The organism is Bacillus sp. JJ783 (genome assembly GCF_036963225.1).
Lineage (GTDB): Bacteria > Bacillota > Bacilli > Bacillales > Bacillaceae_G > Bacillus_A > Bacillus_A cereus_U.
The window spans coordinates 1-16,885 of the sequence record NZ_JBALMG010000033.1 but is presented as its reverse complement, the minus strand read 5'-3'; the positions used below and the strand labels follow the sequence as shown (position 1 = coordinate 16,885).

The following is a 16,885-nucleotide window of genomic DNA, read 5'->3' as shown; positions in this document are numbered from 1 at the left end:
GGGAAAGTTGATGAATAGTGTCGAGCTTTTTGCAAATATGATTATGAAAGAAGCTTGTAGGGTGCAAGCATCAGACTTACATATTGTGCCCAGGCAAAAGGATGTGGCGATTCAATTACGTATAGGGAAAGATTTAATTACGAAAAGGTGTATTGAAAAGGAATTTGGAGAAAAGCTTGTTTCGCACTTTAAGTTTTTAGCATCAATGGATATAGGAGAGAGGAGAAAGCCTCAAAATGGTTCATTATATTTGCAAATTGATGGATCAGAAGTGTATTTACGCCTTTCAACACTTCCAACAGTATATCAAGAAAGTCTAGTTATTCGCCTCCATTTACAATCATCTGTTCAGCCGTTGTCTCATCTTTCGTTATTTCCAAGTACAGCGGAAAAATTACTCTCTTTTTTAAAGCATTCTCATGGGTTACTCGTATTTACTGGGCCGACTGGTTCTGGAAAAACAACGACAATGTATGCGTTATTAGAAGTAGCTAGAAAAGGAGAAACACGTCGTATTGTTACTCTGGAAGATCCAGTTGAGAGAAGAAAAGACGGTTTATTACAAATTCAAATAAATGAAAAAGCTGGTATCACATATGAAACGGGATTAAAGGCTATTTTGCGTCACGATCCAGATATTATTTTAGTTGGCGAAATTCGTGATGAAGAAACAGCAAAAGTAGCTGTAAGGGCCAGTTTGACGGGACATTTAGTGATGACAACCTTGCATACAAATGATGCGAAAGGAGCGATACTACGATTTATGGATTATGGTATTACAAGGCAAGAAATTGAACAATCATTATTGGCTGTAGCTGCTCAGCGACTCGTTGAATTAAAATGTCCGTTTTGCAGAGGGAAGTGTTCAACTTTATGTAAATCAATGAGGCAAGTGAGGCAGGCAAGTATTTATGAACTGTTATATGGATATGAATTAAAACAAGCGATTAAAGAAGCAAGTGGAGAACATGTTACGTATCACTATGAAACGTTGGAATCGTCGGTGCGAAAAGGGTATGCTTTAGGCTTTTTAGAAGAAGATGTATATGTTTAAGAGAAAATGGAGTTTAAGTGATCAAGTATTATTATGGAAAAGATTAAGTGATTTATTAGAGAAAGGTTACTCACTGTTACAGGCGTTAGAATTTTTGCAGTTTCAACTAGCGTTAGGGAAGAAATTACAGTTACAGCATATGATCGAGGGATTGAAAAATGGACAAAGTTTGCACGCTTCTTTTCATCAATTAATGTTTCATCCGGAGGTGTTAAGTTATTTGTTTTATGCAGAGCGACATGGTGATATTTCTTTTGCTTTGCAACAAGGGAGTGTACTTCTTTACAAGAAGGATAGATATAGGAAAGATATGATGAAAGTAATGCAATATCCTATGTTTTTATCATTTTTTTTAATGATTATGCTTTCTGTTTTTAACCTCATTTTATTGCCTCAGTTTGAAATGATGTATAGTTCTTTACGTTCTACAGCACCACCACTTACGGAGCAAATTTTAGTTGCAATTAAATTATTACCCTATTCCATTTATATCATTTTTCTTATCGTTATAACGGGATTTAGTTTATATATATTTTATTTCCGAAAACTTTCGCCTACGCAACAGGTAAAGATTATGATCCGTATCCCCCTTATGAAAACATTTCTTATTTTAAATCATTCGCATTATTTTTCCGCTCAATTAAGTGGTTTATTACACGGTGGATTGTCAGTGCACGAAGCATTAACAATAATGATGAAGCAAAAGTATCATCCGTTCTTTCAGTATGAAGCAGCCCGAATTGAGCGGCAATTAATCGCAGGAGAACCGTTACAATCTATTATTGATAAAAGTGGTTATTACGAGAAAGAACTTGCTTATATCATTACGCATGGACAAGCAAACGGTAATTTAGCAAATGAGCTTTGTGATTACAGTGAGCTCATTATTGAAAAGGTAGAACAAAAAATTAAACGTATGTTATTTGTGATTCAACCCATTTTATTTACATGTATTGGGGTTATAGTCATTCTGATGTACTTAGCGATGATTATGCCGATGTTTCAAATGATGAATTCAATTTAGGGGGCATTTACATGCAGAATGAGGAAGGTTTTACTCTTTTAGAAATGTTATTAGTTATGGTTGTCATAACTGTATTATTACTATTAATTATTCCAAATGTAGTTACACAGCGCTCATCCGTGCAAGGAAAAGGATGTGCAGCCTATGTGAAATCTATAGAAGCACAAATACAAGCATATCAATTGCAACATAATAAGATTCCATCAATAGAGGAACTTGAAACAGGAAAGTATATTACTTCTAAAACTTGTCCGAAAGGTGAACCAATCCATATTTTCGATGATGGCACAGTATCAGCCGGGAAATCGTGAAACAAAAAGGTTTTACTCTTTTAGAAATGCTACTTGTCTTATTCGCTATTTCTGTACTGAGTGTTGTTACGCATTTTAACGTTACTTCATTACATGAAAAGCAAAGAGCCGAGCAGTTTTTGAAACAGTTTTCAAATGATATTTTGTATATGCAGCAGTTAGCGATTAAGCGTCAAAAACATTATACGTTACGCTGGTTTAAAGAGAAACATATGTATTATATTTCGGAATCGGAGACCGGATTTTTAATTGCTAAGAGAGAATATGATAAAGATGTCCAAATTGAGTTGCATACCTTTCCAAATCCAATGACATATAATCCGAGCGGAAATATTAATAGAGGTGGTACGATTTTACTTTCCTATCGGGGGTATAAATATGAGATTGTATTTCAGCTTGGAAGAGGGAGATTTACGTATCGTGAAGTGTCAAAAAGGATCAGTAATGGTTGAAATGGTTGTAGCGTTAAGTTTAATAATGATGGCGGTATCGTTATTGCTCCCGCAAACATTATTAATTATGCAAGAAAGAAAAAATATAAAAATGAGCTATAAAGCATTAATGTTATTAAAAAAAGAAGCGGCCTTATTTAAGTATGAGAATGAGGAAAAGCGAGTAAAAGAGCAAGTCATAAAAGGAATTGTATATTACACATATTGGAGAGGAGATGAAGTTTGTACGATGTGGAAAGATATGAGAGGAAAAGCGATGGAGCAATGCCTTTATGCAGAGAAAAGGTAAAAAGGAAGCGGGATTTACGTTAATAGAAATGATTGTATGTTTGTTGCTTTTATCAATGTTCTTTTTACTTTTACCACGTCTTCAGATTATGGGGATAGAAAATACACATTCAAAAGGATTAAATGAATGGGAGTGGGATGTGTTTTTAGGACAAATGCAATTAGAGTTTCGTGAAGTATTAAGTGGGAGGAAGATAGCACTAGAAAATGATGAACATATTTTGCGCTTCCAACTTCGTAATGGTGATCAGGTGACATATGAAAAAGTGAATAGTAATTTAATAAGAAAAGTAAATATGCGCGGAAGGGAATTTATATTACAAAGGATTGAAGCAATTTCGTACAAATTAACACCTCATTTGATATATATATATGTGAAAGATATAAGTGGTGAAATATATGAAGGCGTGGCTGTGCGCTATAGTGAAATTGAGATAGAAACATGAGAAAACAAGATGGATTTGCAATGCCAGGAACAATTATTTTTCTTATTTTATTTATTTCTTTTTTGATGTACGAAACGAATATGTTACTTTCGGATAAAAAATTTTATTCTGAAATAGAACAAAGTTTTTTCATGGAGGAACTTGTTGATCGAGCTATTTCAGATATAAAAAGAGACTTACAGCAAAAAGAGAAAGAGGATGTTTTTTTATTTCAGTATGAAAGAGGAAAAGTGAGTGGAAAGTATGTCTTTGAAAATGATGGCATTATCATTTCGTTGCAATGTGTTACGAAACAGAGAGTTTTCTACAAAGTGAGCTTTCGCTATAGGAAAAGGGATAATAAAATATTGGATTGGGTAGAAGGATAATGTGTAAAATACGCTTGGGAGAAGCATTAATTTCCATTGTGTTGAGAGTCAATTTCTTTGTGAAAGGGATAAAAAGGATAGTTAAAAGTTTAAATTTTCTCAAAAAAGAGAAAGGTAGAAAGAATATGATATATTCATGCTATCCAATCATTTTTTCTAGGGAGATAAGGAAATGACAACTAACAATCAAATAGGTGAAAATAAGGAACAAACTATTTTTGATCATAAAGGAAATACGATTATGACAGAAGATAGGGAAATACAAATTATTTCAAAATTCGAAGAACCCCTTATTGTCGTATTAGCAAATGTATTAAGTGATGAAGAATGTGACGGATTAATCGAATTGTCTAAAAATAAAATAGAGCGGTCTAAAATTGGTTCATCACGTGATGTAAATGATATTCGAACGAGTAGCGGTGCATTTTTGGAAGAGAATGAACTAACTTCCAAGATTGAAAAACGAATTTCATCTATCATGAATGTTCCTGTAGCGCATGGAGAAGGATTGCACATTTTAAATTATGAAGTGGATCAAGAATATAAAGCGCACTATGATTATTTTGCGGAACATAGTAGATCAGCTGCTAATAATCGTATAAGTACTCTTGTGATGTACTTAAATGATGTAGAAGAAGGTGGGGAAACATTCTTTCCGAAATTAAATCTTTCTGTACATCCTAGAAAGGGAATGGCAGTATACTTTGAGTATTTTTATCAAGATCAATCACTAAATGAGCTTACGTTACATGGAGGAGCACCTGTAACGAAAGGTGAGAAATGGGTTGCAACGCAGTGGGTGAGAAGAGGTACTTATAAGTAAAAGTGAGCCAGCTTGTTTTATTGCGAGAAAATAGCGAGTATGTTACGTTTTGTTCTTCGTTTCATAAGAAGAACAAAACGTTTTTTTATTAAATAAAGTAGCATCTTTCGTTATAATAACAAATAATAACGGATGATTGAGAGGAACGAAAATGAAATCTATATACATAACCGGCTATATGGGAGCTGGGAAAACAACAATTGGAAAAGCGTTAAGTAAAGAACTCCATATGGAAGTTGTAGATACAGATCAAAAAATCGAAGAGCAGAAAGAGAAAGCGATTCGGCATATTTTTGCAGAAGAAGGCGAAATGGTTTTTCGGGAATATGAAAGTGAAATGTTACGTTCACTACCGGTTCAGAATGTAATTATTACAACTGGTGGAGGAATTATTGAACGAGAGGAAAATCGAAAGTGGATGAAGGAAAATGGAACTGTTGTGTATTTATATTGCGATCCACATGTAATTGCAGAAAGGCTTCGTGAAGATACGACACGTCCACTATTTCAGAAGAAAGATATAGATGCATTTGTAACGAAATTTGAATCGCGCCGAGCTTATTATGAAGAGGCTGATATTCATATCGATACGACAAATAAGTCGGTAAAGCAAATTATGAATGAATTAAAGCAAAAGATTAATGAATAAAAAAGTGGACATACTAATCAAGTAGAGGTGATGATAATATGTCTACTAATGATTATGTACGCTTTGTGACACAGCAATTTGTGTCATATATGGATGCTCCAAAAGAGGATCGAAAACAACAGAAACAACAACGTCGTGCGGAGAAAGAGCCATTCTTAAATAAATGGTTTGGTGTTATGCCACTGAGCGCTGCTTTGTTTTATCGAAATGTAAAAAATAAAAGAAAAAAATCAAGCTAACTTTTTCGTAATATGTTTAGCAAAATAACAATCCCCTAGTAGCATCATATACTAGGGGATTGTTATTTACTGCACGGATTCTTTTTCCTCAGTAACTGCATGTATTTTATTGTTTACCCATACAAATCCAATTCCGATACAAATAGAAATCCCCCAGCCAACAGCGGTCATAATAGCTCTCATTTCACCATATCCATCTACACCGAAAACAGAGATGAAATAGATTTTCAAGAAACTTTTTAATATAAATTGAAGACCGAAAAATAGTGTTAAATATTGAAGTGCTGGATATATGCGACTATCCCGATAAAGCTCACGACTTTTATCGCGGTCATGGCCTTGCAGCGCTGCGATATCCGTTGCGAAATATAACATAAGTGGTTTTTTCATAAAGATTGTACATATAACGATGCAGCCAAGTACGATATGATAATATGCATCATTCCATAGCATTCGTTCCGCTGATCCAGATATTAAGTCTACCGCTGTATTAGAAATAAGTGTAATTAAAATAAAGAACCCTGTAACGTTAAACTGTTTTTCTTTTTTAAAGGTATACAGTGTATAAATAATCCCCGGAACAGAGGAAATTAACATTGCGTAATAAGGATCGATATAAGGTTTTGCAAATTTCCAAATGAGGAATGGGAATACGAGATAAAAGACAAGATCTAATATAGCTTTTTTATTTTGATTCATACATGGCCTCCTTAAGTCATACATATATTTTATAATATAATTTCTGAAAATTGTATAAGGTTAATGAAAAAAAAGAAAAGTAGATGTTTAATAGATTAAGAAATTGCCCCTAGCGTAGTAAGTTTTTTTAGTATATAATAAAGGAAACGCTTTCATTTTTTTACTTTGTTCACAAAATGGACGGAAAATCACATATTTACTATTGATATGTTGCTTTATAATGAAACTAATTAAATATACATGCATACAATATTGTGAAATAAATAACATAAAAAATCTATATAAATGTAAACGTTATCAAAGAGAGAGGTGGAGACAATGAGTAAATTTTTCTTCAATCATAATCCAGCAACATTAGAGGATGGAAGACTTGTTAAGTATGCTGAAATTATTTATGGAGAAGGTGGCCGTTCTGTATTAGAAAATTTAATGGTGAAGGCATCTATCAGATTGCGTGATCGTTATCCGAATAAATCTGACGAACAGATCTCGAACCTCGTAAATCAAGGCATCCATGATATGTTTCAAAAATACGTGAATGAGTAAGAGCAGCTACTGGCTGCTCTTATTTTTTTGTATAAGGATTGTGCTTTTAGCTGAAAATAAAGGTGCATTTTGAAGTGTGTAAAAAGGAGGGGAAAAGATGAGCAATGGAATTGGTCGTTCAAAAGAAAATCTTCCAACTGATGCAAATCATGTAAGCGCGAAGGACCGTGCAAATCAAAAACGTATGACAGAGAAAAAACAACAAGAGCGTAATGACGATAGAGAATAGGATGGAAAAACATCTTAAAGAAAGCTCCTTCAACAGTTGAAGGAGCTTTCTTTAAGATAGAAAATGATTTGCGGTAACATAAAAGAGACCGCCGTTTATAATTTGTATTGTAATACGTGGTTCGTATTGTTCTTGTAATGCTTGCTTTTCAATTTCATAGCTTTCTGGAAGTTCATCGCTATCTTCGTAAAATCGATTTAAAAGGTCTAAATCATGATTCCAACGCACTCTCGCTTCTTTTGCCCACGTATGGTCATCTTCAGCAATTATACTTTTTAAAGCAGACTCTATACGTTGTAAGCCACTTTGTGGCTTAATGATAGGTGAGAGCGTAAAACAAAAATCAGGTATTTTCGGTGTGAGTTTGATCTCTGCTAAAGTGTCATGAAAGTTTGCAATCATTGTCCCGGAAATAAGATGAATACCGATGGAATGAAGTATGTCTTTTTTTCGGTCGCATTGATAAGATACTTTTATATTTACACCAAGCCAAGGGTGAAGAGGGGTATGAGTTGCCCCGCTATGTTTCACTTCCTCATATAAACGTATGTATGAGCCTAGTTCTTTTGTCGTTTCAAATATTTGATGCAAACGTGGTGAACCGTAATGAATAAGTTCACCGTCGTTTTCTTCGTTTTCCGGATTTGTAATAAGAGTAAGGCGCATCGGGTTCGGAACGCCTCCTGTTTTTTCAAGATAGTGCCAATAGAAAGGGCGGTTCATTAATAATTTATCCATTTCAATTGTTAACTGCACGTCTAATAGGTGAGGGGAACGCTCTAAAATTTCACAGTTATTCGCCTCAAAAAAGTTGTATAAGTAATTATGAATTTCATTTTGCTGCATAGTCCTGCACCTCTGCTTCATTGCGCTTCGCAAAATCGATAATAGATGTTAAATTTTCCATCTTGATTCGAATTTCACCCTCGCTTTTTGACTGCGCGAAAATTTCTTGAATATGTGCATCAATATTTTTCATGTTGATTCTCGTTAAAATTTCATCGAGTTCACCGATTACACGTTCAAATAAATTAATTTTTTCATATAGTAGTTTTAAAATGTGCTCTTCAACAGTATGCTTTGTTGCTAAATTATAAATATGAACATCATTTTTTTGTCCAAGGCGGTGAATACGTCCAATCCTTTGCTCAAGTCGCATTGGATTCCACGGTAAGTCGTAATTAATCATATGGCTACAAAATTGTAGGTTAATTCCTTCACCACCAGCTTCGGTCGCAATTAATACTTGGGCACGATTTTGGAAAAGCTCCTTCATCCAATCTTTTTTCCCGCGCTTAAATCCACCGCGAAATGGTACAGAGGAAATGCCATGTTGTTGTAAGAACCATTGTAAATACATTTGTGAAGCTCTATATTCAGTGAAAATAATGACTTTATCGTCAATTTCTTTTATAAGCTCTAGTGCTTTATTTGCTTTGGAGTTAAACGGAATATGATTAATTTTATCCATAAGCACATCAATATGTGGGTCCTTTATGTAATGCTCATTTTCTTTCTGCCGTTTTTCTACATGTTTTTTTAATGAATAGTAAACAGCTTCACGACTACTACATGCTTCCCGTTTTAAAGTTAAGGATGAGAAAGCAGATGTGAAGGCATTTTGTTCACGCCAATTTTCAATTTCATTATACAAAGCTTGTTCTTCTTCATTAAATTCAACGAAGATTGTTCGTACATGCCTCTTCGGCCAATCAATGCCAGTGTTATGGCGTCTATTTCGAACCATTACTTTATTGATAAGAGCTTTTAAATCTTCATCGGATTCAGTGGAACGATTTTTTGAAGCATAATATTCTTCAAAATTAGATTGATTGCCTAAATGACCTGGTTTTAATAAAGAAACGAGGTTGAAGATTTCATCAATTTTATTTTGAACAGGAGTTGCAGTTAGTAATAAACAAAACTTCTTTTTTAATCGCTGTGCAAATTCATAGTTTTTTGTTTTATTGTTTTTTAGTTTATGTGCTTCATCGATAATAATAAGGTCATATTCTAGGTTTAAAACGATATCGCGATGCGGTGAACGTTTCGCAGTATCGATTGATGAAACGATGACATCAGCTTGTTCCCAAGAATAACTTTTCTTTTGAGCGACCGCAGGAATAAAAAATTTTGTGTTGAGTTCATACGCCCACTGAGACACGAGAGAAGCTGGAACGAGAATGAGTACCTTTTTTACAAGTCCTCGAACCATGTATTCTTTTAAAATAAGTCCAGCTTCAATCGTTTTTCCAAGTCCAACTTCATCTGCTAGAATCGCTTTACCATTCATTTGTTCGATGACATTTTGAGCGACCTCCAATTGATGCGGAAGCGGCGTGAAATGTGATAAATGTTTCGGTGCTTGCAATCCATCAAAAGTAGGAACGAGTAATGATTTCTCTGTTTTATAAGCTAAATGATATAAATCCCAATTTGTCCAAGGACCATCTTCATCAATTCTTTTTAAAAAATTATTTTGCCACGTTCGATCTACGGAAATATCGACATTCATTAAGACTCTCCCACCTTTTATAAACTAAAGTGATTATTTTAAAAATCTTTATTATAAGCCTCGTAATAAGGCACTATCACAATTACTAAAAGTTAAAGAATAGGCAATGATTTAGGACTAAATCTCGAAAGTTGTATTTAATATGATTAAGAATAAAAAATTCTAAATTTTTTTTTATGCTAGAATATTGATGAAATATAGCGAATGATGTTAGGATAATGGTGTGAAATGTGTGGAATCTTTCGTATTTTATCCAAGAAAGTAACTTTTTATTTACGCTTTCATAAAAAAATATACTGAGATTCCGTATAACCTTATCTTTTCAGAATGAAAATGTTTAGATATGGGAAGCAACTTTTATTGATTTGTCAGAGCATAAGGGGGAAAGAGCATGATTACATTACAACGTACACCGTTATTTGATGTATACGCGAAGTATGGTGGGAAAACAATCGACTTCGGTGGTTGGGAATTACCAGTTCAATTTTCAAGCATTAAAGAAGAGCATGAAGCTGTACGTACAGAAGCAGGTTTGTTCGATGTATCTCATATGGGAGAAGTAGAGGTAAAGGGTGTAGATAGTTTAGCATTTTTACAACGTGTTGTTACAAATGACGTATCTACCTTAAAGGTAGGAGGCGCACAATATACAGCTATGTGCTATGAAAATGGCGGCACAGTAGATGATTTATTAATCTACAAACGTGGTGAAGAAGACTATTTATTAGTAATCAATGCATCAAATATCGAGAAAGATTACGAATGGTTAGCAAGTCATGTAATTGGCGATGCAAAAGTAGTCAATGTTTCTAGTGAAGTTGCGCAACTTGCAATTCAAGGACCAAAAGCACAAGACATTTTACAAAAAGTTGTGTCAGAAGATTTGAAAGAAATTAAGTTCTTTAAATTTAAAAACGATATTCTTGTAGATGGAATTCCTGCACTTGTATCTCGTACAGGTTATACAGGTGAAGATGGATTCGAAATTTACTGTAAGAGTGAAGATGCTGCAAAACTTTGGGTGAAACTTCTTGAAGTTGGAGAAGAAGATGGGTTAAAACCATGTGGCTTAGGTGCTCGTGATACACTTCGCTTCGAAGCAACACTTCCTTTATACGGACAAGAGTTATCAAAAGATATTACACCGATTGAAGCGGGAATTGGCTTTGCGGTAAAACCAAATAAAGAAGCAGATTTCTTTGGGAAAGAAACGTTAAAAGAGCAAAAGGAAAACGGTGCATCTCGTAAATTAGTCGGCATCGAAGTAATCGAACGCGGTATTCCTCGTACGCATTACCCTGTATTTATAGGAGAAGAAAAAATCGGGGAAGTAACGAGTGGTACACAATCTCCAACGTTAAAGAAAAGCATTGGTTTAGCACTAATTGATGTGAAATACGCAACAGTTGATACAGAAGTAGAAATTGAAATTCGTAATAAACGCGTCAAAGCAGTAGTTGTTCCAACACCATTTTATAAACGTTCAAAGTAACGGGGAGAGGGGTAGATTTCATGTTGCATCGTTATCTTCCAATGACAGAAGAAGACAAAAAAGAAATGTTACAAACAATCGGCGTTCAAACGATTGATGAGTTATTCTCTGATATTCCAGAGAGTGTTCGTTTTAAAGGGGATTTAAAAATTAAAGAAGCAAAATCAGAGCCAGAGCTTTTAAAAGAGCTATCTCAAATGGCTAGCAAAAATGCGAACTTAAAAGAATACGCTTCTTTCTTAGGAGCAGGTGTATACGATCATTACGCTCCAGTAATTGTTGATCATGTAATTTCTCGTTCAGAATTTTATACAGCTTACACACCATACCAACCAGAAATTTCACAAGGGGAATTACAAGCAATTTTTGAGTTCCAAACAATGATTTGTGAATTAACAGGAATGGATGTAGCGAACTCTTCTATGTATGACGGAGGTACAGCGTTAGCTGAAGCGGCAATGTTAGCAGCTGGTCATACTCGCAAAAAGAAAATTCTTGTGTCTAATGCAGTTCATCCAGAATCAAGAGCGGTACTCGAAACATATGCAAAAGGTCAAAATCTTGAAGTTGTTGAAATTGATCATAAAAACGGTGTAACAGATTTAGACGTATTACAAAGTGAAGTAGATGATACAGTTGCTTGTGTAATCGTTCAATATCCAAACTTCTTCGGACAAGTTGAAAAGTTAGCTGATATTGAAAAAATCGTTCATCAACAAAAATCATTATTTATCGTTTCTTCAAATCCATTATCATTAGGTGCATTAACACCACCAGGGAAATTTGGTGCTGATATTGTAATCGGTGATGCACAGCCATTTGGTATCCCAACGCAGTTTGGTGGACCTCATTGTGGTTACTTTGCAACAACGAAAGCATTTATGCGTAAAATTCCAGGACGTCTTGTCGGACAAACTGTAGATTCAGATGGTAAACGTGGATTTGTATTAACGTTACAAGCACGTGAACAGCATATTCGCCGTGATAAAGCGACGTCTAACATTTGTTCAAACCAAGCGTTAAATGCATTAGCAGCATCAGTTGCAATGACTGCACTTGGAAAACAAGGTGTGAAAGAAATGGCACGTCAAAATATTTCTAAAGCACAATATGCAAAGCGTCAATTCGAAGCGAAAGGCTTCACTGTAACGTTCGCTGGACCATTCTTTAATGAATTTGTTGTAGATTGCAAACGTCCAGTTAAAGAAATAAATGATGTATTAATACAAAAGAATATTATCGGTGGTTACGACCTAGGCCGTGATTATAAAGAGCATGAAAATCATATGCTTGTAGCAGTAACAGAGCTTCGTACAAAAGAGGAAATTGACACACTTGTAAACGAAATGGGGGCTATCCAATGAAGAACCAAGACCAAGCACTTATTTTTGAAGTGACTAAAGAAGGACGCGTAGGATATAGCTTACCCAAATTAGATGTAGAAGAAGTAAAATTAGAAGATGTATTTGAGAGCGATTATATTCGCGTTGAAGATGCAGAGCTTCCAGAAGTATCTGAACTTGATATTATGCGCCATTACACAGCTCTTTCAAACCGTAACCACGGCGTTGATTCTGGATTCTATCCACTTGGATCTTGTACGATGAAATATAATCCGAAAATTAATGAAAACGTAGCTCGTTTCGCAGGCTTTGCCAATATTCATCCACTTCAAGATGAAAAAACAGTACAAGGTGCAATGGAATTAATGTACGACTTACAAGAACATTTAATTGAAATTACAGGTATGGATACTGTTACGTTACAGCCAGCAGCTGGTGCACATGGTGAATGGACAGGTTTAATGTTAATCCGTGCATATCATGAAGCAAATGGTGACTTTAACCGTACGAAAGTAATTGTTCCTGACTCTGCTCACGGAACAAACCCGGCGTCTGCAACAGTAGCTGGTTTTGAAACAATTACGGTGAAATCAAATGAACATGGTCTTGTTGACTTAGCTGATTTAAAACGTGTTGTAAACGAAGAAACAGCAGCACTTATGTTAACAAATCCAAATACATTAGGCCTATTCGAAGAAAATATTTTAGAAATGGCAGAAATTGTCCATAACGCAGGCGGTAAATTATACTATGATGGTGCAAACTTAAATGCGGTATTAAGCCAAGCACGCCCAGGAGATATGGGATTTGACGTTGTGCATTTAAACCTTCATAAAACATTTACAGGTCCGCATGGCGGCGGTGGCCCAGGTTCTGGTCCAGTAGGTGTGAAAGCTGATTTAATTCCGTACTTACCAAAACCGATTTTGGAGAAAACGGAAAATGGCTATCACTTCAACTATGATCGTCCAGAAGCAATTGGGCGTGTGAAACCATTCTATGGTAACTTCGGAATTAACGTTCGTGCATACACATATATTCGTTCTATGGGTCCAGATGGACTACGTGCAGTAACTGAGTATGCTGTATTAAATGCGAACTATATGATGAGAAGATTAGCACCATTCTATGATCTTCCATTCGACAGACATTGCAAGCATGAATTTGTATTATCAGGTCGTCGTCAAAAGAAACTTGGTGTACGTACATTAGATATTGCAAAACGTCTGCTTGATTTCGGTTACCATCCACCAACAATTTACTTCCCATTAAATGTGGAAGAATGTATTATGATTGAACCAACAGAAACAGAATCAAAAGAAACATTAGATGGTTTCATTGATAAGATGATTCAAATTGCTAAAGAGGTAGAAGAAAATCCAGAAGTTGTACAAGAAGCGCCACATACAACGGTAATTAAACGTTTGGATGAAACATTGGCTGCTCGTAAACCAGTTTTACGTTATGAAAAGCTAGCACCTGTACAAGTGTGATTGGAATAAAAGAACTCGCTACATGCGGGTTCTTTTTTTTTTGCAACATTGGTGCAGCTAGAATGAAAAAAATGTTAAAAATTTATATTTTTTGTTTCATATTGCTGTAAAGATGCGGTTTTATAGGTGTTTTTGTTGAAAAAGTCGGTTTGATAAAAGTATTTATTTTTGTTAGAATTTTATTGAAATTAAGAAGACGTGATGAGGTAGAAATTACTCATTTTTATGTATATGTGAAAAAACGAGCAAGGCGGGGGGTGGAAGCGTGGGATATCGATGTTATAGAATGGTATACCATTTAGAAAATGGAGAAACAATTAAAGATGTAAAAGAATTTTGTTACAGAGACCAAGGAAAAGTGTTAGAAAGAGTAGCGCACCGTGTAATGGATAATAGAGAAGTGACAGCGATTGATAAACAAGGAACAATCATTTCAATAGCGTGTGAGGACATTGTAAAGGTAGAACTTGATTACATAAAAGAAAGTTAACCTTGAGTCATACCGAATTATTCGATACAATATACTGTTGAATGGTGAAGAGAGAAGAGAGGAGTTTATCATGGGTAATACAAGACACTTTTATATGTTTATTTTAGCATTTGTTCTTGTTGTGGCGTTAACGATTTATTTAATTGTTGATAGCAGCTGGTACAATACAGTTCATCCAGCATTCCTTCTTTTTATGTATGTAGGAATTGCGGTTGTTAGTTTCGGAATGAGAGACGAAATGTTAGATCGCTTTGAAAAGTGATACATATACGAAAGACCAACAGGAAAATGTTGGTCTTTTTTTCTTGCCAAAAATAGGATGTTATGTATATACTGTATATATAAGGTATATACAGTATATACACACTGGAGGAAAACATGAATATTATTATTTCGAATTCTTCCCAAGACCCTATTTATGTGCAAATAAGGAAACAATTAAGCCAGCTTATTTTAAATGGTGGTTTAAAGGGTGGAGACCAATTACCGTCTATTCGTAGCTTAGCGAAGGAATTACAAATTAGTGTAATTACAACGAAGCGCGCGTACGAGGAGCTTGAAAAAGAAGGATATATAGAAACTGTTGCTGGGAAGGGGACTTATGTTTCACGTAAAAATAATGAACTATTAAAAGAACAGCGGCTACGTCTATTGGAAAGTAAAGCGGAAGAGATTGTGAATGAAAGTAAAGTGTTGCAGCTTTCACTTGAAGAGTTGCAACAGATGATTGCGTGTTTATACAAGGGGGAATAAGAGATGTTAGAGCTAAAAAACGTTTGTAAAACTTATCAAGATTTCTCATTGGAAAATGTAAGTTTTACATTGCCACGTGGATATATTATGGGATTTATCGGACCGAATGGAGCTGGAAAAAGTACGACGATCAAACTGATTATGAATTTAATTAGAAAAGATAGTGGCGATATAAAAATTTTTGGTAAGGACAATAAGAAAGCTGAAAAAGAAATAAAACAAAATATCGGTTTTGTATATGATGAAAATCATTATTACGAAGATTTAACGTGTGAGCAAATGAAACGGATTATTGCACCGTTATATAAAAAATGGGACGAAAAGCAGTATCAATCGTATATGCAGAGATTACAAGTTCCAACGTATAAAAAGATTAAAGAGTTATCCAAGGGGATGAAAATGAAATTTGCGATTGCAATCGCACTTTCACACCATGCGGAATTCATTATTATGGATGAACCAACAGCAGGGTTAGATCCAGTTGTTCGAAGTGAATTACTTGATATGCTGCAAGAGATTGTGATGGAGGATGAAGTATCTGTCTTATTTTCCACACACATTACTACAGACTTAGAACGCATCGCGGATTACATTACGTTCATCAATGATGGAGAAATTATATTTACTGGTGAGAAAGATGAATTAATGGAGAACTACGTAATCGTAAAGGGAAGCAATGATTTATTAGATCGAGAAGGAAAAGAACTATTTGTTGGACTACGAAAAAATAAATTTGGCTTTGAAGGTTTAGCAGAGGATAGACAAGCAATTATCGATTGGTTTGGAAATGAGGTTGTACTAGAAAAACCTACATTAGATGATATCATCGTTTACACTGCGAAAGGGAGAGGTGCCTATGCGTCAGCTCGTATATAAAGATTTGTTCTTTTTTCGGGGGATATGGTTAGTGTATCTTACTATACCTTTTATATTCTTTTTATTTGAACAGGGTGATGGAATGCTGTTTCCTATGAGTTGTTTATTTATAACTCTTTCCTCAGTTACGATATTAGTCGTAATAGATGAACGAAATACAAGTGATATTATTATTAATAGTTTACCGTTAAGTAAAAAGGATATCATAATTGCTAGATATATTTCCAGTGCAATATTTATTGTAGGTGGTATGTTCTCCACTATGTTGGTTGCTTTTCTTATAAGAGGTATCGCTGTTATTGGTGATATCGGTGCATATCATCCTAATCTATACATTGAAGTTCCATGGTATGGAGTAGTAAATGGGGTTGTTTACGCCGTATTTTTGGTTGTCACCTTTTTCCCTAGTTATTATGGTACAAAATCGAAGGTAGTAAGAAGTATAGTATCAGCAGCATCAATAGGAGTGGGGGGAATACTTTGGATATTTATTAGTGATGGGCTGAATGAAACAGCACCTTCATTCATTGAGTGGATTATGAATCCATTACATCTTGGCATATTTATAGTTGGATTAATTACACTAGCTAGTATATATATCGCCTCTATGTTTCTTACAATTAAAATTTACGGAGCACGTGATTTATAGAGAGGAGAGTTCATATGCAACAGTTGATTTTGAAGGAGTTTTTCTTACAGAAGAAGATGTTTCCTTTCTATTTTTTAATACCTATTTTATCTATTTTTAGAAATTCCGTAGAACCAATGGGGATTGCAATAGGATTATTTATAACA

23 protein-coding genes and 2 pseudogenes are annotated in these 16,885 nt (G+C 34.8%); 21 read left to right on the top strand and 4 right to left on the bottom strand.

What is annotated here, in order from left to right:
• The first annotated feature begins 10 nt into the window (after window positions 1–10).
• The 10 genes from comGA to V7038_RS06790 all read left to right on the top strand — a co-directional run bounded on the left by comGA (window position 11) and on the right by V7038_RS06790 (window position 5,654).
• Window positions 11–1,054 carry a competence type IV pilus ATPase ComGA gene (comGA, locus tag V7038_RS06835; protein WP_002111829.1) on the top strand — a complete coding sequence of 348 codons (1,044 nt, stop codon included), beginning with the start codon at window positions 11–13 and terminating at the stop codon, window positions 1,052–1,054.
• Window positions 1,041–2,078, top strand: a complete 1,038-nt coding sequence (gene comGB, locus V7038_RS06830; protein WP_335469625.1) for a competence type IV pilus assembly protein ComGB — start codon at window positions 1,041–1,043, stop codon at window positions 2,076–2,078. The genes comGA and comGB overlap by 14 nt, the downstream gene beginning before the upstream one ends.
• Before the next feature lie 11 nt (window positions 2,079–2,089).
• The gene (comGC, locus tag V7038_RS06825) at window positions 2,090–2,389 is read left to right on the top strand and encodes a competence type IV pilus major pilin ComGC (protein ID WP_002111826.1); all 300 of its coding nucleotides are present in this window, start codon (window positions 2,090–2,092) and stop codon (window positions 2,387–2,389) included.
• Complete coding sequence (gene comGD / locus V7038_RS06820) at window positions 2,386–2,841, top strand: competence type IV pilus minor pilin ComGD (RefSeq protein WP_002111825.1); 456 nt, start codon at window positions 2,386–2,388, stop codon at window positions 2,839–2,841. Before comGC ends, comGD begins: the two co-directional genes overlap by 4 nt.
• Window positions 2,834–3,130 carry a hypothetical protein gene (locus V7038_RS06815; protein ID WP_002111824.1) on the top strand — a complete coding sequence of 99 codons (297 nt, stop codon included), beginning with the start codon at window positions 2,834–2,836 and terminating at the stop codon, window positions 3,128–3,130. Before comGD ends, V7038_RS06815 begins: the two co-directional genes overlap by 8 nt.
• A complete protein-coding gene (gene comGF, locus V7038_RS06810) occupies window positions 3,114–3,575 on the top strand; it encodes a competence type IV pilus minor pilin ComGF (protein WP_002111823.1) in 462 nt (153 codons plus the stop codon). The genes V7038_RS06815 and comGF overlap by 17 nt, the downstream gene beginning before the upstream one ends.
• Window positions 3,572–3,943 carry a competence type IV pilus minor pilin ComGG gene (gene comGG / locus V7038_RS06805; protein WP_002111822.1) on the top strand — a complete coding sequence of 124 codons (372 nt, stop codon included), beginning with the start codon at window positions 3,572–3,574 and terminating at the stop codon, window positions 3,941–3,943. Before comGF ends, comGG begins: the two co-directional genes overlap by 4 nt.
• A gap of 172 nt (window positions 3,944–4,115) precedes the next feature.
• Window positions 4,116–4,766 (top strand): 2OG-Fe(II) oxygenase, encoded by a 651-nt coding sequence (locus tag V7038_RS06800; protein ID WP_002199367.1) that lies wholly within the window; start codon window positions 4,116–4,118, stop codon window positions 4,764–4,766.
• A 151-nt stretch (window positions 4,767–4,917) separates the two neighbouring features.
• Window positions 4,918–5,415 carry a shikimate kinase gene (locus V7038_RS06795; protein WP_002111816.1) on the top strand — a complete coding sequence of 166 codons (498 nt, stop codon included), beginning with the start codon at window positions 4,918–4,920 and terminating at the stop codon, window positions 5,413–5,415.
• A 38-nt stretch (window positions 5,416–5,453) separates the two neighbouring features.
• Entirely contained in the window at window positions 5,454–5,654 is a 201-nt protein-coding gene (locus V7038_RS06790; RefSeq protein WP_002015009.1) for a YqzE family protein, read from the top strand.
• 66 nt (window positions 5,655–5,720) lie between these two features.
• Here V7038_RS06790 and V7038_RS06785 read toward each other — a convergent pair whose 3' ends face one another.
• Together V7038_RS06785 and V7038_RS06780 are read right to left on the bottom strand one after the other, a co-directional pair.
• Window positions 5,721–6,353, bottom strand: coding sequence for a VC0807 family protein (locus V7038_RS06785; protein WP_335469621.1), 633 nt, complete (start codon window positions 6,351–6,353; stop codon window positions 5,721–5,723).
• Window positions 6,354–6,480: 127 nt separating this feature from the next.
• Window positions 6,481–6,599 (bottom strand): annotated as a pseudogene (locus V7038_RS06780) (GTP pyrophosphokinase).
• Between the two features lie 72 nt (window positions 6,600–6,671).
• Here V7038_RS06780 and V7038_RS06775 point away from each other — a divergent pair.
• Together V7038_RS06775 and V7038_RS06770 are read left to right on the top strand one after the other, a co-directional pair.
• Complete coding sequence (locus V7038_RS06775) at window positions 6,672–6,899, top strand: hypothetical protein (RefSeq protein WP_000032698.1); 228 nt, start codon at window positions 6,672–6,674, stop codon at window positions 6,897–6,899.
• Between the two features lie 97 nt (window positions 6,900–6,996).
• Window positions 6,997–7,128: a hypothetical protein gene (locus V7038_RS06770; RefSeq protein WP_002111807.1), complete on the top strand. Its 132-nt coding sequence runs from the start codon at window positions 6,997–6,999 to the stop codon at window positions 7,126–7,128.
• A 51-nt stretch (window positions 7,129–7,179) separates the two neighbouring features.
• Here V7038_RS06770 and V7038_RS06765 read toward each other — a convergent pair whose 3' ends face one another.
• Both V7038_RS06765 and V7038_RS06760 read right to left on the bottom strand, forming a co-directional pair.
• A complete protein-coding gene (locus V7038_RS06765; protein WP_002111805.1) occupies window positions 7,180–7,974 on the bottom strand; it encodes a YqhG family protein in 795 nt (264 codons plus the stop codon).
• Window positions 7,961–9,643: a DEAD/DEAH box helicase gene (locus tag V7038_RS06760; RefSeq protein ID WP_002111804.1), complete on the bottom strand. Its 1,683-nt coding sequence runs from the start codon at window positions 9,641–9,643 to the stop codon at window positions 7,961–7,963. The genes V7038_RS06765 and V7038_RS06760 overlap by 14 nt, the downstream gene beginning before the upstream one ends.
• Before the next feature lie 391 nt (window positions 9,644–10,034).
• Here V7038_RS06760 and gcvT point away from each other — a divergent pair, with 391 nt between their 5' ends.
• The 9 genes and pseudogenes from gcvT to V7038_RS06715 form a co-directional block, all read left to right on the top strand.
• On the top strand, window positions 10,035–11,135 hold the full coding sequence (gene gcvT / locus V7038_RS06755) for a glycine cleavage system aminomethyltransferase GcvT (protein ID WP_002111803.1): 1,101 nt from the start codon (window positions 10,035–10,037) through the stop codon (window positions 11,133–11,135).
• A gap of 20 nt (window positions 11,136–11,155) precedes the next feature.
• A complete protein-coding gene (gene gcvPA, locus V7038_RS06750) occupies window positions 11,156–12,499 on the top strand; it encodes an aminomethyl-transferring glycine dehydrogenase subunit 1 (protein WP_002111800.1) in 1,344 nt (447 codons plus the stop codon).
• Entirely contained in the window at window positions 12,496–13,971 is a 1,476-nt protein-coding gene (gcvPB, locus tag V7038_RS06745; RefSeq protein WP_002111798.1) for an aminomethyl-transferring glycine dehydrogenase subunit 2, read from the top strand. Before gcvPA ends, gcvPB begins: the two co-directional genes overlap by 4 nt.
• 286 nt (window positions 13,972–14,257) lie before the next feature.
• On the top strand, window positions 14,258–14,461 hold the full coding sequence (locus tag V7038_RS06740; RefSeq protein WP_002039587.1) for a DUF3929 family protein: 204 nt from the start codon (window positions 14,258–14,260) through the stop codon (window positions 14,459–14,461).
• 70 nt (window positions 14,462–14,531) lie between these two features.
• Window positions 14,532–14,723, top strand: a complete 192-nt coding sequence (locus V7038_RS06735; protein ID WP_002088608.1) for a hypothetical protein — start codon at window positions 14,532–14,534, stop codon at window positions 14,721–14,723.
• Between the two features lie 116 nt (window positions 14,724–14,839).
• Complete coding sequence (locus V7038_RS06730) at window positions 14,840–15,214, top strand: GntR family transcriptional regulator (RefSeq protein WP_002111795.1); 375 nt, start codon at window positions 14,840–14,842, stop codon at window positions 15,212–15,214.
• A gap of 3 nt (window positions 15,215–15,217) precedes the next feature.
• Window positions 15,218–16,090, top strand: coding sequence for an ABC transporter ATP-binding protein (locus tag V7038_RS06725; protein WP_335469615.1), 873 nt, complete (start codon window positions 15,218–15,220; stop codon window positions 16,088–16,090).
• Window positions 16,071–16,739, top strand: a complete 669-nt coding sequence (locus V7038_RS06720) for an ABC-2 transporter permease (protein WP_335469614.1) — start codon at window positions 16,071–16,073, stop codon at window positions 16,737–16,739. Before V7038_RS06725 ends, V7038_RS06720 begins: the two co-directional genes overlap by 20 nt.
• Window positions 16,740–16,753: 14 nt before the next feature.
• Window positions 16,754–16,885, top strand: a pseudogene (locus tag V7038_RS06715) (ABC-2 transporter permease); the annotation flags it as partial.